Annotated in this window: 17 protein-coding genes; 13 read left to right on the forward strand and 4 right to left on the reverse strand. The window is 69.6% G+C overall.

Going from position 1 to position 19207, the window contains the following annotated elements:
- Positions 1-8: 8 nt before the first annotated feature.
- From WG903_RS04780 to WG903_RS04810, 7 genes are all read left to right on the forward strand, one after another.
- Positions 9-809, forward strand: a complete 801-nt coding sequence (locus tag WG903_RS04780) for an enoyl-CoA hydratase/isomerase family protein (protein WP_340073080.1) — start codon at positions 9-11, stop codon at positions 807-809.
- A gap of 23 nt (positions 810-832) precedes the next feature.
- Entirely contained in the window at positions 833-1189 is a 357-nt protein-coding gene (locus tag WG903_RS04785; RefSeq protein WP_340073081.1) for a hypothetical protein, read from the forward strand.
- 52 nt (positions 1190-1241) lie between these two features.
- Positions 1242-3440, forward strand: a complete 2199-nt coding sequence (locus tag WG903_RS04790; protein ID WP_340073082.1) for a TonB-dependent receptor — start codon at positions 1242-1244, stop codon at positions 3438-3440.
- Positions 3437-4321, forward strand: a complete 885-nt coding sequence (locus tag WG903_RS04795; protein WP_340073083.1) for a copper chaperone PCu(A)C — start codon at positions 3437-3439, stop codon at positions 4319-4321. Before WG903_RS04790 ends, WG903_RS04795 begins: the two co-directional genes overlap by 4 nt.
- A gap of 69 nt (positions 4322-4390) precedes the next feature.
- The gene (locus WG903_RS04800; RefSeq protein WP_340073084.1) at positions 4391-5083 is read left to right on the forward strand and encodes a PhaM family polyhydroxyalkanoate granule multifunctional regulatory protein; all 693 of its coding nucleotides are present in this window, start codon (positions 4391-4393) and stop codon (positions 5081-5083) included.
- A 7-nt stretch (positions 5084-5090) separates the two neighbouring features.
- The gene (locus WG903_RS04805; RefSeq protein ID WP_340073085.1) at positions 5091-6350 is read left to right on the forward strand and encodes an FIST signal transduction protein; all 1260 of its coding nucleotides are present in this window, start codon (positions 5091-5093) and stop codon (positions 6348-6350) included.
- A 118-nt stretch (positions 6351-6468) separates the two neighbouring features.
- A complete protein-coding gene (locus WG903_RS04810; RefSeq protein ID WP_340073086.1) occupies positions 6469-7518 on the forward strand; it encodes a DUF535 family protein in 1050 nt (349 codons plus the stop codon).
- Here WG903_RS04810 and WG903_RS04815 read toward each other — a convergent pair whose 3' ends face one another.
- Entirely contained in the window at positions 7519-8250 is a 732-nt protein-coding gene (locus tag WG903_RS04815) for a helix-turn-helix domain-containing protein (protein ID WP_340073087.1), read from the reverse strand.
- Between the two features lie 112 nt (positions 8251-8362).
- Between WG903_RS04815 and WG903_RS04820 the strand changes: the two genes are divergently transcribed.
- Positions 8363-9160, forward strand: a complete 798-nt coding sequence (locus tag WG903_RS04820) for a hypothetical protein (protein ID WP_340073088.1) — start codon at positions 8363-8365, stop codon at positions 9158-9160.
- Entirely contained in the window at positions 9157-11082 is a 1926-nt protein-coding gene (locus WG903_RS04825; RefSeq protein WP_340073089.1) for an MFS transporter, read from the forward strand. Before WG903_RS04820 ends, WG903_RS04825 begins: the two co-directional genes overlap by 4 nt.
- A 354-nt stretch (positions 11083-11436) precedes the next feature.
- Here the strand turns inward: WG903_RS04825 and tgt are convergent, their stop codons facing one another.
- Both tgt and queA read right to left on the reverse strand, forming a co-directional pair.
- Positions 11437-12567 (reverse strand): tRNA guanosine(34) transglycosylase Tgt, encoded by a 1131-nt coding sequence (tgt, locus tag WG903_RS04830; RefSeq protein ID WP_340073090.1) that lies wholly within the window; start codon positions 12565-12567, stop codon positions 11437-11439.
- The gene (queA, locus tag WG903_RS04835) at positions 12561-13589 is read right to left on the reverse strand and encodes a tRNA preQ1(34) S-adenosylmethionine ribosyltransferase-isomerase QueA (protein ID WP_340073091.1); all 1029 of its coding nucleotides are present in this window, start codon (positions 13587-13589) and stop codon (positions 12561-12563) included. Before queA ends, tgt begins: the two co-directional genes overlap by 7 nt.
- Positions 13590-13641: 52 nt before the next feature.
- On the opposite strand from queA, the gene recG reads away from it, so the two are divergent.
- Genes recG through ubiA form a run of 4 tightly spaced genes read left to right on the forward strand, consistent with a single transcriptional unit; the run spans position 13642 to position 18417 of the window.
- A complete protein-coding gene (gene recG, locus WG903_RS04840) occupies positions 13642-15705 on the forward strand; it encodes an ATP-dependent DNA helicase RecG (protein WP_340073092.1) in 2064 nt (687 codons plus the stop codon).
- A gap of 5 nt (positions 15706-15710) precedes the next feature.
- Positions 15711-16664 (forward strand): LysR substrate-binding domain-containing protein, encoded by a 954-nt coding sequence (locus tag WG903_RS04845; RefSeq protein WP_340073093.1) that lies wholly within the window; start codon positions 15711-15713, stop codon positions 16662-16664.
- A 2-nt stretch (positions 16665-16666) separates the two neighbouring features.
- Positions 16667-17560, forward strand: coding sequence for a Dyp-type peroxidase (locus WG903_RS04850; protein WP_340073094.1), 894 nt, complete (start codon positions 16667-16669; stop codon positions 17558-17560).
- Entirely contained in the window at positions 17557-18417 is an 861-nt protein-coding gene (ubiA, locus tag WG903_RS04855) for a 4-hydroxybenzoate octaprenyltransferase (RefSeq protein ID WP_340073095.1), read from the forward strand. Before WG903_RS04850 ends, ubiA begins: the two co-directional genes overlap by 4 nt.
- On the opposite strand, the gene WG903_RS04860 is transcribed toward ubiA, so the two are convergent.
- Complete coding sequence (locus WG903_RS04860; RefSeq protein ID WP_340073096.1) at positions 18402-19202, reverse strand: FkbM family methyltransferase; 801 nt, start codon at positions 19200-19202, stop codon at positions 18402-18404. The two genes, ubiA and WG903_RS04860, sit on opposite strands and share 16 nt — an antisense overlap.
- Positions 19203-19207: the final 5 nt, after the last annotated feature.

A 19207-nucleotide genomic window follows, 5' to 3' on the forward strand; every position in this document is an offset into this window, starting at 1 on the left:
GAACCGACATGCCAATCGACCCCAGCCGCTACGCCACGCTCGCCCTCACCCGCCGCGGCGCGGACGGCGCCGTGCTCGACATCCAGATGCGCGCGAAGAACGGCAAGCTGCCCACGGCCGGGCACGACGGCCATCGCGAGCTCGCGCAGGTCTGGCGCGACGTGAACGACGACGACAGCGTGCGCTGCGCCGTGCTGCGCGGCGAGGGCCTGGGCTTCTCCGGCGGCGGCGACCTGGAACTCGTTGCCGACATGGCCAACGACTTCGAGGTGCGCACGCGCGTGTGGAAGGAGGCGCGCGACCTCGTCTACAACGTGATCAACTGCGACAAGCCGATCGTGAGCGCGTTGCACGGGCCGGCGGTGGGTGCCGGGCTGGTCGCCGGCCTGCTCGCCGACATCTCCATCGCCGCCAGGAGCGCGAAGATCGTCGACGGCCACACGCGCCTGGGTGTCGCCGCCGGCGACCACGCGGCGATCGTGTGGCCGCTGCTGTGCGGGATGGCCAAGGCCAAGTACTACCTGATGCTGTGCGACCCGGTGACCGGCGAGGAGGCCGAGCGCATCGGCCTGGTGTCGCTGGCGGTCGAGGACGACCGGCTGCTGGACAAGGCCTACGAAGTCGCGGACCGGCTCGCGGCGGGCTCGCAATCGGCGATCCGCTGGACCAAGTACTCGCTGAACAACTGGCTGCGCATGGCGGGCCCCAGCTTCGACACCTCGCTGGCGCTGGAGTTCATGGGCTTCGGCGGCCCCGACGTGCGCGAGGGCATCGCGTCGCTGAAAGAGCGGCGCGCGCCGAGGTTTTAGGCGGCGGCGATAATCGCGCGGTGATGCAAGCCCTGCGCCGCGCTTCCTTCCTGGCCCGCCTCGTGCTGGCTTGGTTCGCGCTGTCGCTGGGCGTGGCGATGGCCTCGCCGCTGGTGCAGCCCGCGGAGTTCGAGGTGGTGTGCACCGGCAAGGGCGCGATGAAGCTCGTGGCCAAGGGCGAGGGCGCGCAAACGCCGGGCTCGCACGCGCTGGAGTGCCAGTTGTGCAGCGGCTCCGCCGCGCCGCCCCCCATCCACGCCCACGTCGCATTCGCCGCCCCTCTCGCGCACGCCGTGCAGCCGATCCCGGCGGCACGCATCGCTTCGATCCTCGCCGCGCCCTTGCCCGCGCGCGGCCCGCCCGCTTCCCCGGCTGCTTGAAAGAGCGCCGGCCGTTGCACGCGGCCGGTGGTTTCAACCGTCAGGGGCATCCATGATTCCCACCCGCCTTGCCGTGGCACTGGCCATGGCCTTTTCGGCCACCTGCGCATGGGCCGACCACCCGCCGCTGCAGAAGGACCTGGGCGTGGTCACCGTCACCGGCGGCCAGCCGACGTCGCTGCCCACGCAGATCCCGACCACCGTCGAGAGCATCACGCGCGGGCAGATCGAGCAGGCGATCAACGCGGCCGACAGCGAAGACGCGCTGAAGTACTTCCCGAGCCTGCTCGTGCGCAAGCGCTACATCGGCGACTACAACCACGCCATCCTTTCCAGCCGCGCCTCGGGCACCGGCAACAGCGCGCGCTCGGCCGTGTACGCCGACGGCATCCTGCTGTCGAACTTCCTGGGCAACGGCGTCGGCGGCCTGGCCTTCCCGCCGCGCTGGGGCCTGGTCACGCCCGAGGAGATCGACCGCGTCGACGTGATGTACGGCCCGTTCTCTGCAGCCTATCCCGGCAACTCGGTCGGCGCGGTGGTCGACTACGTCACGCGCATGCCGACGCGCTTCGAGGCGCATGCGCAAGCGGGCTACTCGTCGCAGCCCTTCGACCTGTACGGCACGCACGCGACGTTCAACGCCTGGCAGGCGTCGGCCTCGGCCGGCAACCGCGGCGGTGACTGGTCGTGGTTCTTCAACGTCAGCCACACCGACAGCCACGGCCAGCCGCTCACGTTCGCGACGCGGCTCGCATCGGCGGGCACGGCGCCGGCCGGCGCACTGCCGGGCCGCAACAACGCGAACGTCCCGTGGTACGTCGTGGCCTCCCAGACGGAGTACACGACGCGGCAGGACCACCTGAAGGCGAAGCTGGCGTACGACGTCACGCCGGTGCTGCGCGCGACCTATGTGCTCGGCGTGTGGCGCAACGATGCCGAAGGCGTCTCGCACTCCTACGTCGCGGCGCCGCTGGTGCTGGCCGACCTGCCGCAGACGCGGGAGAGCCTGCGGCACGCGATGCACGGCTTCACGCTCAAGCAGCACACCCAGGGCGTGTTCGACTGGGAAGTCGCGGCCAGCCGCTACGACTACAGCAAGGACGGCAAGCGCCAGAACTCGGGCACGCTCGCCGACGGCTCCGGCACGGGCTGGCAGACCCTGGCGCTCAAGGGCACCTGGCGCCCGGCCGGTGCACCCCACGTCGTCGACTTCGGCGTGCAGCAGGACAGCTTCCGCCTCGCCTACGTGACATCGGCCGTGCCGGGCGATTGGACCGCCGCCGCGCCCGCAGCGGTGATCAGCGACGTCGGCGGCCGCACGCACCTGCGCAGCGCGTGGGCCCAGGACGTGTGGTCGCTGGCTCCCCGCTGGAAGGCCGTGCTCGGCGCGCGCGCCGAAACCTGGACGGCGGACGAAGGGCACACGCTGATCGCGCCGGCCGTGAACACCGCCTGGCCGAGCCGCAGCGAGTCGCACGTGTCGCCCAAGCTGGCGTTGTCGTGGCAGTGGCTGCCCGACACGGTGGTGAAGGCGTCGACGGGGCGCGCGCTGCGCTTTCCCACTGTCGCCGAACTCTACGGCGGCACCTCGACGGTCAACTCGCTCTTCATCAACGACCCCAACCTGAAGCCCGAGCGCTCGTGGACGCGCGAGCTGAGCGTCGAGAAGGACGTGGGCAACGCCGTGCTGCGCGCCACCGCCTTCAGCGAGGACACGCACGACGCGCTGTACTCGCAGGCGCTCTTCGACGCCGCGGCCAACCGCAACGTCACGCGGGTGCAGAACGTGGGCCTGATCCGCACGCGCGGCATCGAGCTGGCGTACTCCGGCGCCGGTGTCGTCTGGAAGCAGTTGGACGTCAACGCAAGCGCCACCTACGCCGACTCGCACATCCGCGAGAACGCGGGCTTCGTCGCCGTGCCGGGCGACACGATCGGCAAGCGCCAGCCCAACATCCCGCGCCTGCGCGCCGCGGCGCTCGCGAGCTACCGCTGGGACGACGGGTTCTCCACGTCGGTGGGCGCGCGCTACAGCAGCCGCCAGTTCCGCACGCTCGACAACAGCGACGTCGACGGCGGCACCTACATGGGCGTGAGCCGCTTCTTCGTCGTCGACCTGCGCGCGCGCTGGCGGATCGACAGGAACTGGACCGCGGCCATCGGCATCGACAATATCGGCAACGACACCTACTGGAACTTCCATCCCTACCCGCAGCGCACCTACACCGCGGAACTGAAAGTGGACCTATGAACAAGACCCTCCTCCTGTCCTCCCTGGCCTTCTGCGGCGCCGCGTCCGCGCACGTGGGCATCGATCCGCCCGTCGCTGAAACCGGCGCCCCGTGGAACGGCGTCGTGCGCATCGGCCACGGCTGCGATGCGGCCGCGACGACCGCAGTCGAACTGAAGCTGCCCGCGGGCGTCACGGCCGTGCGCGCGCAGGCCAAGGCCGGCTGGCAGGTGGCGCTCACGCCCCAGCAGGTGACGTGGACCGTGGCGCCGGGAACGACGCCCGATGCCAAGGACAAGGGCGACTTCCCGCTCGAGCTGCGCGTCGCCTCGGCGCCGGCAGCGACGTGGTTGACGGCCGTGCAGCGCTGCGGCGCAACGGCCGTCGAATGGTCGCAAGTGCCGGCGCCAGGCGCGAGCACCGAAGGCATGAAGACGCCCGCGGTGCTGCTGCAGGTGATGGCCGCACCCGAAGCGGCGGCCTGGCGCATGCGGCCGGTGGTGGAGAACGCATGGGCCCGCGCCACGCTGCCGGGCCAGCCCACGGGCGGCGCGTACATGCGGATCACCGCCAAGGAGCCGACCCAGCTGGTGGGCGCGTCGTCACCCGTTGCCGGCAAGGCCGAGGTGCACGAGATGAAGCTCGAGGGTGACGTGATGCGCATGCGGGCCGCCGGCGCCATCGAGCTTCCCGTGGGCAAGCCCTTCGAGCTCAAGCCCGGCGGCCATCACGTGATGCTGCAGGAGCTCAAGCAGCCGCTGGCCGCGGGCAGCACGGTGCCGGTGACGCTGGTGTTCCGCAACGCCCGGGGCGTGGAAAGCCGCACCGAGCTGCGCGTGCCGGTGACGGCCCAGCCGCCCGGCGGTGCGCCCGCCGGCGGCCACGGAGAGCACAAGCACTGAGCCACGCCGGGCTCGCCCCGCGCGGGCCCATGCGTTAAGCTGTGGCCGGAACAGCGCACGGAGGCGGCCATGAGCGACAACACCCCATTCGGCTTCGGCAAGTTCGTCCCCGGTTTCGACTTCCTGCAGAACATCGCCAAGGGCGCGTCGCAGACGCTGCCCCAGCTGCCCAACCTCTCCAACTGGGTCGCCCCCACGCTCAACGTCGAGGAGCTGGACAAGCGCATCGGCGAACTGAAGGCCGTGCACTTCTGGCTGGACCAGAACTCCAAGGCGCTGGGCGCCACCATCCAGGCGCTGGAAGTGCAGAAGATGACCCTGGCGACGCTCAAGGGCATGAACTTCAACATGGGCGACGTCGCCAACGCCTTCAAGCTCAAGGCCGCCGACACGGTGCTGGGCGGCGTGCAGAAGATGACGGAGACGGCCGCCGGTGCGGCGCAGGCCGTGTCGGGCGTCGCCGGCGGCGCGGCCACCAAGGCCAAGGCCGCGCGCAAGAAAGCGAAACCGAAAGCGGCGGAAGCCAGGGCCGCCGCGAAGCCCGGCGCCAACGGCGTCGTCGACCCCCTGCAGTGGTGGGGCGCGCTCACGCAGCAGTTCCAGCAGATCGCCACCAGCGCGATGAAGGACGCCGCGACCCAGACGGCGATGGACACGGCCAAGAACATGGCCGCGGGCATGGCCAAGGGCGCGATGAAGTCGGCCGGCGCCGCCGCGAAGAAAGCGGCGGCCAAACGGCCGGCCAAGAAACACGGGGCGTGAGGCGGCCGTGAAGCTGTTTCCCTTCGGCCACGCGACGCACCCGAAGTGGCAGATGGCCGCGGGCCTGGTGCTGGCGCAGGTGCGCGCGCAGATGGCGCTGCCCGACTACGCCGCGTCGCCCACGCTGGCCCTTCTCTACATCACCGACCACTACGTCGACGAAGCGCAGGAGATCCTCGACCACCTGAGCGCCGAGCTGCCCGAGGTGACCGACTGGGCCGGCACGGTGGGCGTGGGCATCGCCTCGAGCAACGTCGAGTATTTCGACGAGCCGGCCCTCGGCTTGATGCTCTGCGACCTGCCGTCGCACCAGTACCGCGTGTTCTCCGGCGTCGCGCCGCTGGGCATCGGCGAGGGCATGGGCTTCGAGCCCTTCACGGCGCTCGTGCATGCCGATGCGCACACGCCCGACGTGGCCGAACTGATCAACGAGATGGCGGGGCGCACCGCGTCGGGCTACCTCTTCGGCGGGCTGGCTTCGAGCCGCGGGCGCGCGGTGCAGTTCGCGGTCAGCGGCAACGGCAACATCCGCGGCCACGGCGCGGCGGGCGGCGTGTTCTCCGGCGGCCTGTCGGGCGTGGCTTTCGGCGAGGGCGTGTCGCTCATTTCGCGCGTGACGCAAGGCTGCCAGCCGGTGGCGCCGCAGCGCGTGGTGACGGGCGCGCAGTCGAACGTCATCACCGAGCTGGATGGCGAGCCGGCGCTGGACGTGCTGCTGAAGGACACCGGCATCTCGCTGGACGAGCCCGAGGAGGCCATGGCGCAACTGCGGGCGACGCTGGTGGGGCTCACGGCCGAAGGCGCCGACGCCATCGGCCGCACCGGCAGCTTCGGCGCCGACGTCGTCGTGCGCCACATCATCGGCCTGGACCCGACGCGCCGCGCGGTCGCCGTGGCCGAGCGCGTCAGCACCGGCATGCGCATGGCCTTCTGCCAGCGCAACCCGCAGGCCGCGCGCGCCGACCTCGTGCGCATCTGCGCCGAGGTGCGCGAAGAGCTCGAGCCGCAGGAGATGTCGCTGGCCGCTGCTTCCGCGCTCGCCGATTCCGCCACCGACGGCGCGCCGTCGACCGAGCGGCGCATCGCCGGCGCCATCTACGTCAGCTGCGCCGGGCGCGGCGGCCCGCATTTCGGCGGCCCCAGCGCGGAGCTGCAGATCGTGCGCCGCGCGCTCGGCGACGTGCCGCTGGTCGGCTTCTTCGCCGGCGGCGAGATCGCGCGCCACCACCTGTACGGCTACACGGGGGTGCTCACTGTCTTCCGTTAGCCGGTCCTCGCCGCGCGCCGCCCCGCGTGCGCCGCGCCGCGTCCCGAGCCTCTGGCAGGGGCTGCGCTGGGCGTTCGCCGCCGCGTCGCCGGGCGGCGGCACGTCGCGCTCGCGCCTGGTGTGGCGCGCGCTGCGCGCGACCTTGCACGAGGGCAAGGCGCTCAAGCGCTGGATGGCGGTGGTGGTGGAACTGCGCTCGCGCGAGGTGGTGCGCGACGTCAAGGGCGAGTACCTGCGCGCCGTGCGGCCCTACGTCAACGGCAACACCACGTTCTCCGAGCGCGTGGTGCAGCTGGTGGACCACATGGACTGGCTGGAGACGGCCTTCCATCCGGCCGCGTTCACGCAGGTCGCGTCGGGCGATTCGCTGGTGCTGGCGGAGCTCACGCCGCCGCGCGGCCACGACATGATGCGGATCCTGCTGCGGCAGGCGCCGGTGAACAGTCCCGAAGGCGAGATGCTGCTGACGCTGCAGCTGCGCCGCTCGGCGGAGCTGCAGCACAAGCCGCAGCCGATCGAGGCCGCGGTGCTGGCCTTCAGCCGCTTCCGCATCGACGGTACGCCGTGCCTGGTGATCGGCGGCGTGCGCGGCCAGCGCGACCCGGTGCAGCGCGTGAGCCCGGTGGAAGTGAGCCACGCGCTGCAGGGATGGAAGGCGCCCGTGTTCCTCGTGCGCGTGGCGCAGGAGCTGGCGCGCTACTGGAACCTGCGCCTGGTCGGGCTCGACCCAACGGCGCACCGCCTGCACGACTGGAGCTACCGCTGGAGCAGCCGCTACCGCGACGCAGGCGAGAAGATCTTCGCCAGCTACCGCGCGCTCTGGGATCACTTCGAGGCGCGCAACGGCCCCGCGGGCTGGGTGATCCTGCCGCTGGAAGCCGACGAGAAGCTCGCGGCCACGGCGCTGTCGCCCGAGAAGCGCGCGCGCCAGGCGCGGCGCGCCGATTTCTGGATCCGCACGCGCAACGGCCTGCGCGCGGAGTTCCGCAAGCTGCTGCAGCGGCCCCTGCGCGAGCCGCGCCTGGACCGCATCACGCAGGCGCTCACGCCCTCGGGCAACATCCCGCTGGACGAGTTCGACGTGCCCGAATCGAGCAGCATGGAAGACGACGATTTCTTCGCGTCGCGCGTGCTCGAGACCGGGCCCGGCAACCTCGACGAGGACTGATCAGCGGCGCAGCCGCGTGAACGCCTCGAACTCCCAGCTGCGCATCCCCAGCAGGAGCGTGTAGCCCTCGCGGTCCTTCTCGGCCAGGCGCTGGTCGGCCTGGTGCTGCTGCGCGAAGTCCTGCGCCAGGCGCTGGATGCGTTCGAAGAACGTCGGGGCCGTCGCGCGGCTGACCGAGCCGTGGACCAGCAGCAGGCCTTCGCCCGGCTTGTCGAAGCCACCCTTGTAGTAGTCAAGCACCACGTGCTCGCGGAAGAAGTTCATCACGGGGCCGTGCGGGCGCCAGCGGAAGGTCTTGGCGAGCTTCAGGCGGTAGCGGTTCATCGGCCGCAGCTCGATGATGCCGATGCGGTCGAGCTGCGCCAGCGCCTTGATGCCCTCGGCTTCGGTCAGGCGGTAGTTGGCCGTGACCTGCTCCAGCGTCCACTGCGACAGGATGCAGATGGCCACCAGCAGCAGCTTCTTGTCGGCGACGACGGCGCGCTCCTGCTCCAGCGTCAGCTCTTTCAGCAGTGGCTGCGCGTCGGCCACCCGGCGCGCGAGTTCGGCGAAGTCCATCTTCAGCGCGCGGCAGATCGCGTCGATGCGCGACAGCGGCATGTCGCCCTTGGCCAGCATGCGCTTGACGCTCGATTCCGCCATGCCGAGCGACTTCGCGAGGTCGGCATACGTCATTTGCGCCGCCTTCAGTTCCTTCTTCAGCGCGGTCACGAGGTCGGCGGTGGTGCTCATGGCGAAGTATCGCGGCGTGATACCGCAGGTGCGGAAAGCCGCAATGTAGCCTGAAATCCCGATGCCTTCGCGCGGGCGCGCACCAGACTGCGCCGCGTGCAAAGGAGAACCCATGAAAACACCTCTCTCGCCGCGTGAGTCCACCCTCCTGGTGGCCTGCGCGGCGCTCGCGCTCCTCGCGGCCGCGGGGCCGCATGTCCCGGCTCCGCCCGCGTACCACTCATTCGCCGACACGCGCGCCTGGGGCGCGCTGCCGAATGCCGGCGACGTGCTTTCGAACCTCGCTTTCGCGCTTGCGGGGCTGGTCGGCGCCTGGAAAGTGTGGCGCCTGCCGCGCGGCGCGCTGACGAACATGCAAAGGGCGATGGCGGGCCTGTTCTTCGCGGGGCTGGTGCTCACCGCGGCGTGTTCGGCCTGGTATCACCTCGGTCCCGACGATGCGCGGCTCGTCGTTGACCGAAGTGGCATGGCCGTGGCATTCGCAGGCCTCCTTGGCTTGGCGGTCACGACACGCGTGGGTGAACGGGCTGCGGCGTTCGTCGGCCTGGCGTTCCTCGCCGCTGCGCCGCTCGCGCTGCATGCCAGTGTGCAAGGCGAACTGCTGCCTTGGGTCGTGCTGCAGTTCGGCGGGATGGCGCTGTTGGTGCTGCTCGCGCTGGGTCGGCCTTTGCCCGACGCCCTGCCGGTCCGTTGGCTCGCCATCGTCGCCATTTATTGCGCGGCCAAGGCATGCGAGGGCTTGGACGGATGGGCGTTCGCGGCAAGCGGGTACCTGTTCTCCGGCCACACCTTGAAGCACCTGGTCGCCGCGTGCGCCGCTCTGCCCGTCATTGCCGCACTCGGGTGGCACAATGCCGCGGAACCGCGCGGCGCGCTGCGCCCGCGCACGCTGAGGAGGATCTCGTCATGAGCACGGTCGTCACGAGCGCCGCGCAACCCGCGCCCGCGCACGAACATCCCAACCAGTTCGCGCTCCTCGGCCAGCGCCGCTTCGCGCCCTTCTTCTGGACGCAGTTCTTCGGCGCCGCCAACGACAACCTGTTCAAGTTCGCGTTCACGGTGATGGTGACCTACCAGCTGCAGCTGGCGTGGATGCCGCCGTCGCTCGCCGGCCTCGTGATCGGCGCGCTGTTCATCCTGCCTTTCCTGGTGTTCTCGGCGACCGCGGGACAGCTGACGGACAAGTTCGACAAGACGGCGATGATCCGCTTCGTCAAGAACCTCGAGATCGCGATCATGGTGCTCGCGGCCTTCGGTTTCTGGGGCGCGAACGCGCCGGTCCTGCTCGGGTGCGTGTTCCTCATGGGCCTGCACTCGACGCTGTTCGGCCCGGTGAAGTACGCCTACCTGCCGCAGGTGCTGGACGAGCGCGAGCTCACCGGCGGCAACGGCATGGTGGAGATGGGCACCTTCGTTGCGATCCTGCTGGGGAACGTGGCGGGCGGCCTGCTGGTGGCGACGCCCGAGGTCGGGCGGCACCACGTCGCGATCGCCTGCCTGTTGCTCGCGCTGGTGGGCCGCGGCTTCGCGCAGTTCGTGCCGCGCGCGGCCGCGACCGACCCGGGCCTGAAGATCAACTGGAACCCGGTCAGCGAAACCTGGCGCAACCTGAAGCTCGCGCACGGCAATGTCGTGGTGTTCCGGTCGCTCCTGGGCATCAGCTGGATGTGGTTCTTCGGCGCCGTGTTCCTGTCGCAGTTCCCCTCGTTCGCCAAGGAAGTCCTGCACGGCAACGAACAGGTCGCCTCGCTGCTGCTGGTGGTGTTCTCGATCGGCATCGGCATCGGCTCGCTGCTGTGCGAGGTGCTGTCGCGGCGGCACGTGGAGATCGGCCTGGTGCCGCTGGGCGCCATCGGCATGAGCGTGTTCGCGGTCGACCTGTACTTCGCCTCGCGCGGACTCGCGCCGTCCGCGGAGCTCACGCTCGCGCAGTTCCTCGGCATGGCGCCGCACTGGCGCGTGATGGCCGACCTCGCGCTGCTGTCGCTCTTCGCGGGCCTGTACAGCGTGCCGATGTACGCGCTGATCCAGCTGCGCAGCCAGCCGACGCACCGTGCGCGCATCATCGCGGCCAACAACATCCTCAATGCGCTCTTCATGATCGCCAGCGCGGTGATCGCCGGAGCGCTGCTGAAGGCGGGCTTCACGATCCCGCAGATCTTCCTGTTCACGGGCATCGCCAACGCGGTCGTGGCAGCGTACATCTTCCTGCTGGTGCCCGAGTACCTGCTGCGCTTCATCGCGTGGATCGCTTCGCGCATCGTCTATCGCTTCAAGGTGCGCGGCGACGAGGCCATCCCAACCGAAGGTGCGGCGGTGCTGGTGTGCAACCACGTGAGCTTCGTCGACGCCGTGCTGCTGATGGCCGCGAGCCCGCGCCCGATCTACTTCGTGATGGACCACCGCATCTTCCAGGTGCCGGTGCTGGGCTGGCTCTTCCGGCTGGCCAAGGCGATCCCGATCGCGCCGCGCAAGGAGGACGAACGCGCCTACGAAGCGGCCTTCGACGCCGCCGCGAAGGTGCTGAAGGACGGCGACCTGCTCGCGATCTTCCCGGAGGGCGCGATCACGCGCGACGGCCAGCTGCAGGCGTTCAAGGGCGGCATCATGAAGATCCTGGAGCGCCACCCCGTGCCTGTCATCCCGATGGCGCTGACCAACCTGTGGGGCTCGTACTTCTCGCGCATCGAGGAGAAGGGCGCGATGGTGCGGCCGTTCCGGCGCGGCCTGTTCAACCGCGTGGGCCTGAACGTCGGCGAGCCGGTGCCGCCGGCGCAAGTCTCGCCGGAGCTGCTGCGGGCGCGAGTCGAGCACCTGCTGGCGCCGGCCTGAGAAGAAAAACCGGCCCCGAAGGGCCGGTGAAACAGGGAGTGCGCCGGGCGGCCACAGGAGACTCGAGTCGCAGCCGCGCAGTCCGTGAGGACCGGCGCGATCCCATTATTCGGCGCACCGCCTGACCGCCACCTGATCGGCGCCGGGTATCGCCCGGCGATACCGGCAGGACTGCTTCCGGCCGAAATCCCGAAACCGGGCGCGTTAGGGGCGCCCCGACGGTGAGACTGCGCGCCGGAGGGAAACGACCATGAGCAGCAACGAATTCTTCGCCGCCGCCTTTTCGCTGGCGTTCGCCGCGAGCGCCGCCCGCGCCCAATCGCAGTCCCGCCTGGAAGGCCTGCGCCTGAAGCTTCAGACGCCGCGCGAGCGGTCCAGCCTGAACCTCGCGACGAAGGCCGGGAACGTCCCGGAATCGAGCGCTTCGCGGATCTCGCGCACCAGCTCCAGGTAGTAGTGCAGGTTGTGCACCGTCGCCAGCATGGGTGCGAGCATCTCGCCGCAGCGCTCCAGGTGGTGCAAGTAGGCGCGTGAGAAGCCGCCAGCGCAGGCGTAGCAGGTGCAGGTCTCGTCGATGGGGCGCTCGTCGCTGCGGTGGCGCGCGTTGCGGATCTTCAGGTCGCCGAAGCGCGTGAACAGGTGGCCGTTGCGCGCGTTGCGCGTGGGCATGACGCAGTCGAACATGTCCACGCCGTTGGTGACGCCTTCGACGATGTCCTCGGGCGTCCCCACACCCATCAGGTAGCGCGGCTTGTTCGCCGGCAGGCGATGCGGCGTGTGCGCGAGGATGCGCAACATGTCTTCCTTCGGCTCGCCGACGCTCACGCCACCGACCGCGTAGCCGGGGAAATCCATCTCGACGAGCTGAGCCAGGGATTCCTCGCGCAGGTGCTCGAACATGCCGCCCTGCACGATGCCGAAGAGGGCGTTGCGGTTGCCGAGCTTTTCGAATTCGCCTTGGCACCGCTTCGCCCAGCGCAGGCTCAGTTCCATCGAGAAGCGCGCTTCTGCCTCGGTCGTGATGTGGCCCTTGGTCTCGTAGGGCGTGCACTCGTCGAACTGCATGACGATGTCGCTGTCCAGCACGGTCTGGATCTGCATCGAGATTTCCGGCGTGAGGAACAGCCGGTCCCCGTTGACCGGCGAGGCGAACTTCACGCCTTCCTCGCTGATCTTGCGCATCTCGCCCAGCGACCACACCTGGAAGCCGCCCGAGTCCGTAAGGATCGGCTTGTCCCAGCGCTCGAACTCGTGCAAGCCGCCGAAGTGCTTCACGACGTCCAGGCCCGGCCGCATCCACAGGTGGAAGGTGTTGCCCAGGATGATCTGCGCGCCCATCTCCTCGAGCGAGCGCGGGGTGACGCCCTTGACCGTGCCGTAGGTGCCCACGGGCATGAAGATCGGCGTCTCGACCACGCCGTGGTTGAGCGTGAGGCGGCCGCGGCGCGCGCGGCCGTCGGTCTTCAGCAGTTCGAAGTTCAACATGATCGTGCGAGCAGCATCGCGTCGCCATAACTGAAGAAACGATAACGCGCCTGCACGGCGTGTGCATAGAGCTGCATGATGCGCTCGTGGCCTGCGAAAGCGCTCACCAGCATCAGCAGCGTCGACTTCGGCAGGTGGAAATTGGTGACCAGGAGGTCGACGACGCGGAACGCGAAGCCCGGCGTGATGAAGATCGCGGTGTCGCCGCCGGCCTGGCCCGTCTGCGCCCACGATTCGAGCGTGCGCACGGTGGTCGTGCCGACCGCCAGCACACGGCCGCCCCGTGCACGCGTGGCTTCGATGGCCGCGATCGTTTCCGGTGGGATCGAGTACCACTCGCTGTGCATGCGGTGCTCGGCGATGTTCTCGGTCTTGACCGGCTGGAACGTGCCCGCGCCCACGTGCAATGTGACGCTCGCGCGCTGCACGCCGCGCGCGTCCAGCGCCGCCAGCACCGCTTCGTCGAAATGCAGGGCGGCCGTTGGCGCGGCCACGGCGCCCGGGTTCTTCGCGAACACCGTCTGGTAACGCTGCACGTCGTCCGCGGTGTCGGCGTGTTCGATGTAGGGCGGCAACGGCACATGGCCGTGGCGCTCCATCAGCGCAGAGGGGTCGTCGCTGAACGAGAAGCGGAAGAGGGCGCCGTCGTCATCGGGCCAGCGGCCTTCCAGGCGCGCCGTGTAGCCGCCCTGCATCGCGAGGACGGTGCCCGGCGGCGGTTTCTTGCTCACCTTCATGTGCGCCACGACCTCGCGCGGCCCGGTGACACGCTCGACCAGCAGTTCGAGCTTGCCGCCGGTCGGCTTCTCGCCGAAGAGGCGCGCCTTCACCACCTGCGTGTCGTTGAAGACCATCAGGTCGTCGCTTCGCAGCAGGGAAGGCAGGTCGCGGAACGATCGATCGACGAATGCTTCACCGGTGCCATCAAGCAGCCGCGAACCGCTGCGTTCGGTCGCAGGGTGCTGGGCGATGAGTTCGGGAGGCAGGGCGAAATCGAAGTCGCCCAAGGTGTGCTGACGCATCGTCTTCAGGGCCGGACGGACCCGTGCGAAGTTGAGGAGGCAGAATTGTCCCATGCCCGCTGCCGCCGCCGCGACCGGACCGCAGAAAGCCCTGGCCAAGCTGGGGCTCGCGCGCGACATCGACCTGGCGTTGCACTTGCCATTGCGCTACGAGGACGAAACACGTGTCACCCAGCTGCGCGACGCGCGCGAGGGCGACACAGCGCAGATCGAGGCGGTGGTGACGGCCTGCGAGGTCGTCTACCGTCCGCGCCGGCAGTTGATGGTCACGGTGGACGACGGCACGGACACCTGCGTGCTGCGCTTCTTCTCCTTCTACCCGTCCCAGCAGAAGGCGCTGGCGGTGGGCACGAAGCTGCGCCTGCGCGGCGAGCTCAAGGGCGGGTTCCTCGGCTGGCAGATGGTCCATCCCTCGTTCAAGCCTGCGGCCGGCGACCTGCCGACGGCGCTGACGCCCGTGTACCCGACGGTCGCCGGCCTGCCGCAGGCCTACCTGCGCAAGGCGGTGCAAAGCGGCGTGGCGCGCGCGGACCTGTCGGACACCTTTCCGCCGGGCATCACGGAGGCGCTGAAGCCGCTCGTGTGGCCCCTGCGCGAGGCCTTGCAGTTCCTGCACCACCCCACGCCGGACGTGTCGCTGGCGACCCTGGAAGATCGCAGCCATCCCGCGTGGCAGCGCCTGAAAGCGGAGGAGTTGCTGGCGCAACAGCTGTCGCAGCAGGAAAGCAAGCGCGAACGCGATGCGCTGCGCTCGCCGGCGCTCACCACGCGCGCGGGCGGCCTGCACGAGCAATTGCTGGCGGCCTTGCCGTTCCAGCTCACGCGCGCGCAGCGCCGCGTCGGCGAAGAGATCGCGTCCGACCTCGCGCGCGAGGTGCCGATGCACCGCCTGCTGCAGGGCGATGTCGGCTCGGGTAAGACGGTGGTCGCGGCGCTGGCGGCGGCGATCGCCATCGACGCCGGACGCCAATGCGCGCTGATGGCGCCGACCGAAATCCTCGCCGAGCAGCACTTCCGCAAGTTGATCGGCTGGCTTGAGCCGCTTCTCGCGCCCCAAGGCCTGCGCGTCGCGTGGCTCACCGGCAGCCAGCGCAAGAAGGAACGCACGGAGATGCTCGCCTTGGTGGCCAGCGGCGAGGCGGCGCTCGTGGTCGGCACGCACGCCGTCATCCAGGAGCACGTGCAGTTCCAGAAACTCGCGCTCGCCGTCATCGACGAGCAGCACCGCTTCGGCGTCGCGCAGCGGCTCGCGCTGCGGCAGAAGATGCACGAAGAGGGCCAGGAGCCCCACATGCTCATGATGTCGGCGACACCCATCCCGCGCACGTTGGCCATGAGCTATTACGCCGACCTCGACGTTTCGACCATCGACGAGTTGCCCCCGGGGCGCACGCCGGTGGTCACGAAGTTGATCGCCGACTCGCGCCGCGACGAAGTGGTCGAACGCATCCGCGCGCAGGTCGCGCAGGGGCGGCAGGTCTACTGGGTGTGCCCGCTGATCGAGGAGAGCGAGGCACTGGACCTCACCAATGCCACGGCCACGCACGCGGCGCTGAGCGAAGCCCTCCCCGGCGTGATGGTCGGCCTCCTGCACTCGCGCATGCCGGTCGCGGAGAAGAAAGCCGTGATGCAGTTGTTCGTCGGCGGGCAGATGGGCGTGCTGGTGTCGACCACTGTGATCGAAGTCGGCGTGGACGTTCCCAACGCGTCGCTGATGGTGATCGAACACGCCGAGCGCTTCGGCCTGTCGCAGCTGCACCAGTTGCGCGGCCGCGTCGGGCGCGGCGCCGCGGCCTCGGCCTGCATCCTCATGTACTCCCCGGGCGAGAGTGGCAAGGTCGGCGAGACGGCGCGCGCCCGCCTCAAGGCCATGATGGACACCGCCGATGGCTTCGAGATTGCGCGGCGCGACCTCGAGATCCGCGGCCCCGGCGAGTTCCTCGGATCGCGGCAATCGGGCGCACCCCTGCTGCGGTTCGCGGACCTGCAGACGGACACGGCGCTGCTCGATTGGGCGCGCGAACTCGCGCCGCGCATGCTCGACGAGCACCCCGAATTGGCGCGGCGCCACACGGCGCGCTGGTTGGGTGGAAAATCGGAGTTCCTCAAGGCCTGAACACCATGACGCTGACCGAGCTCAAATACATCGTGGCGGTCGCGCGGGAAAAGCATTTCGGCAAGGCCGCCGAAGCCTGCTTCGTGTCGCAGCCCACGCTGTCGGTGGCGATCAAGAAGCTCGAGGATGAGCTCGAAGTGAAGCTGTTCGAGCGCAGCGCCAACGAGGTCACGGTGACGCCGCTGGGCGAGGAGATCGTGCGCCAGGCGCAGAGCGTTCTGGAGCAGGCCGCCTCGATCAAGGAGATCGCCAAGCGCGGCAAGGACCCGCTGGCCGGCCCGCTGCGCCTGGGCGTGATCTACACCATCGGCCCCTACCTGCTGCCCGACCTCGTGCGCCAGGCCATCGCGCGCACGCCGCAGATGCCGCTCATGCTGCAGGAGAACTTCACGGTGAAGCTGCTGGAGATGCTGCGCACCGGCGAGATCGACTGCGCCGTCATGGCCGAGCCCTTCCCCGACACCGGCCTGGCCATCGCGCAGCTGTACGACGAGCCCTTCATGGCGGCGGTGCCCAGCAACCACGCGCTGGCCGCGCGCAGCACCGTGACGGCCGAGGAGCTGAAAGCCGAGACCATGCTCCTGTTGGGCACGGGCCACTGCTTCCGCGACCACGTGCTGGAGGTGTGCCCGGAGTTCGCGCGCTTTTCCAGCGACGCCGAGGGCATCCGCAAGAGTTTCGAAGGCTCGTCCCTGGAGACCATCAAGCACATGGTGGCCGCGGGCATGGGCGTCACGCTGGTGCCGCGGCTGTCGGTGCCGAAGGACGCGCTGGACCCCAAGCCCAAGCGCCGCAAGGACGATCAGGCCTTCGTCAAGTACATCCCTTTCGATGGCGACCCGCCCACGCGGCGCGTCGTGCTCGCCTGGCGCCGCAGCTTCACGCGCTACGAGGCGATCGCGGCGCTGCGCAACGCGATCTACGCGTGCGAGCTGCCCGGCGTCAAACGACTGTCCTGACCATGACCGACACGCTGTTCCAACCCGGCATCCTCGAGGCGGTGCCTCCCGTCGCACGCTACGTGAACTTCGTCATCGCCGAAGGGGGCGCGAGCGCACCCGCGATCAAGGAGGCCCTCACCCGCTTGTCGCCGCTGGCCAACGGCAGCGACGTGGTCGTGGGCCTGGGGCCTTCCCTCGTCGCGGCGCTGGGCGCGCGCGTCGACGGGCTGCACGAGTTCCCGGACTTCTCGCGCGAGGGCGTGAAGGTCCCGGCCACGCCGGGCACGCTGTGGTGCTGGATTCGTGGCGAGGACCTCGGCGACCTGCTGCATGCCACGCGCAAGGTCCAGAAGGCGCTGGCGCCCGTGTTCGCGGTGCGCCACGTGGTCGATGCCTTCCGCCATTCGTGGAGCGGCACGCACGGGCGCGACATCACGGGCTACGAGGACGGAACCGAGAACCCGGAGGGCGAGGCCGCGCTCGAAGCGGCCTTCGCGCCAGACGGCTCGAGCTTCGTCGCCGTGCAGCAGTGGCTGCACGACCTCGACGCCTTCGAGCAATTGACCGACGAGCTCGCCAACCACCACTTCGGCCGCGACCGCGCCACCAACGAGGAGCTGGACGATGCCCCCGAATGGGCGCACGTGAAGCGCACGGCGCAGGAAAGCTTCGAGCCCGAAGCCTTCGTGCTGCGCCGCTCGATGCCGTGGCTGATGAACATGCAGGCGGGGTTGCAGTTCGTCGCCTTCGGCAAGTCCTTCGCCGCGTTCGAGGCGCAGATGCGGCGCATGGCCGGCCACGACGACGGCATCGTCGATGCGATGTTCCGCATCAGCAAGCCCGTCAACGGCTCGTACTACTGGTGCCCGCCGATGCGCGGCGGCAAGCTGGACTTGTGCAAGCTCGGCCTGTGATCCGCGACAAGCTCGCCCTCTACCTGGACCTCGTCCGCTGGGACCGCCCGGCGGGCTGGCTGCTGCTGCTATGGCCCACGCTGTCGGCGCTGTGGATCGCGTCGCACGGCTTTCCGGGCTGGCACCTGCTGGCGGTGTTCACGCTGGGCACGATCCTGATGCGCAGCGCCGGCTGCTGCGTGAACGACGTGGCCGACCGCGACTTCGACCGCCACGTCAAGCGCACGGCCCAGCGGCCGGTCACGCGCGGCGCGGTGTCGGTGAAGGAGGCGCTGCTCCTGGGCGCGTTGCTGGCGTTGCTGGCATTCGGCCTGGTGCTGACGACGAACGAGACCGCGATCGCGTGGTCCTTCGCCGCGCTGGCGATCGCGCTGGCCTACCCTTTCGCCAAGCGCTTCGTGACCATGCCGCAGGCGGTGCTGGGCGTGGCCTTCAGCTTCGGCATCCCGATGGCTTTCGCGGCGGTGCAGTCGCGCGTGCCGCTGGTGGCGTGGGTGCTGCTCCTGGGCAACCTGTTCTGGGTGCTGGCTTACGACACCGAGTACGCGATGGTCGACCGCGACGACGACCTGCGCATCGGCATGAAGACCTCGGCGATCACGCTGGGCCGCGCCGATGTCGCGGTGGTGATGCTGTCCTATGCGCTCTACTTGCTGGTGTGGGGCGCCGCGCTCGCGCCCCGCATCCCTGCGCTGGCGCTGGCGCTCGCGCTCTTCGCGGCCGCCGCGCAGGCGGTGTGGCACTACACCTTGATCCGCGACCGCTCGCGCGAGGGCTGCTTCAAGGCCTTCCGCCTCAACCACTGGCTGGGCTTCACGGTGTTTGCCGGTGTCGTGCTGGGCTATTCGACGCGGTGAATCTGCCGGCGTGACGGGTCGCTGCGATGGAAGGCCATGAGGTTGATGTCCAGGCCTTCGGTGATCACCTCGTAGCCCGCATCTTCCAGGCAGGCGATGAGGTCCTTGCGGTCCGCCTTGATCATCTCGGCCAGCACGATCGGCTTGCAGCGCGCCAGCGTTGCGGCGGCACCGCGCAGGACGTCCACCTCCATGCCCTCGACGTCGAGCTTGATGAAGTCCAGCCGCTCCAGCGCCAGCGAATCGATGCTGACCATCGGCGTCTTCACGCAGTCCTCGGGATCGTAGGAGACGTCCTGGCCGATGAATTGCGTGCGCTCGCGCCGCCGCAGTTCCAGGCTGCCGAACGTGCCGGGACGCAGGTAATCCGGCTCGGGCACGTCGATGAAGCCCTCGGCCTCCCCCAGGGCGCACCAGCGCGCCGTGGCATTCCAGCAATTGTTCAGGGCGACGTTGCCCGCGAGCGCGTAGAAGACAGGTTCCTGCGCCTCGAACGCGATCACCCGGCCCCAGCCGTGCATGTGCCGGGCCCACTCGATCGTGTGCACGCCGACGTTGGCGCCGCCGTCGATGGCCACGACGCCGTCACCGAAGTTCGCCCTGCGAAGGCCCAGGAGCCCCAGCGCCAGTTCCACCTCCTCGGGGTCGAAGGCGGAATTCCACAGCAGCTGCGCGCCGACGCCAAGGGTGGCGTCGGGCCGCGGCTCGTAGTGGTCGTTGCGGTTCACGATCATGGTGCCGTGGTTGGTGGCGGCCAGCACGTAGGCAATGGGGCGAAGGTTCATCGCGG

This window comes from Ramlibacter sp. PS4R-6 (assembly GCF_037572775.1).
In the GTDB taxonomy this organism is placed as follows: Bacteria; Pseudomonadota; Gammaproteobacteria; order Burkholderiales; family Burkholderiaceae_C; genus Ramlibacter.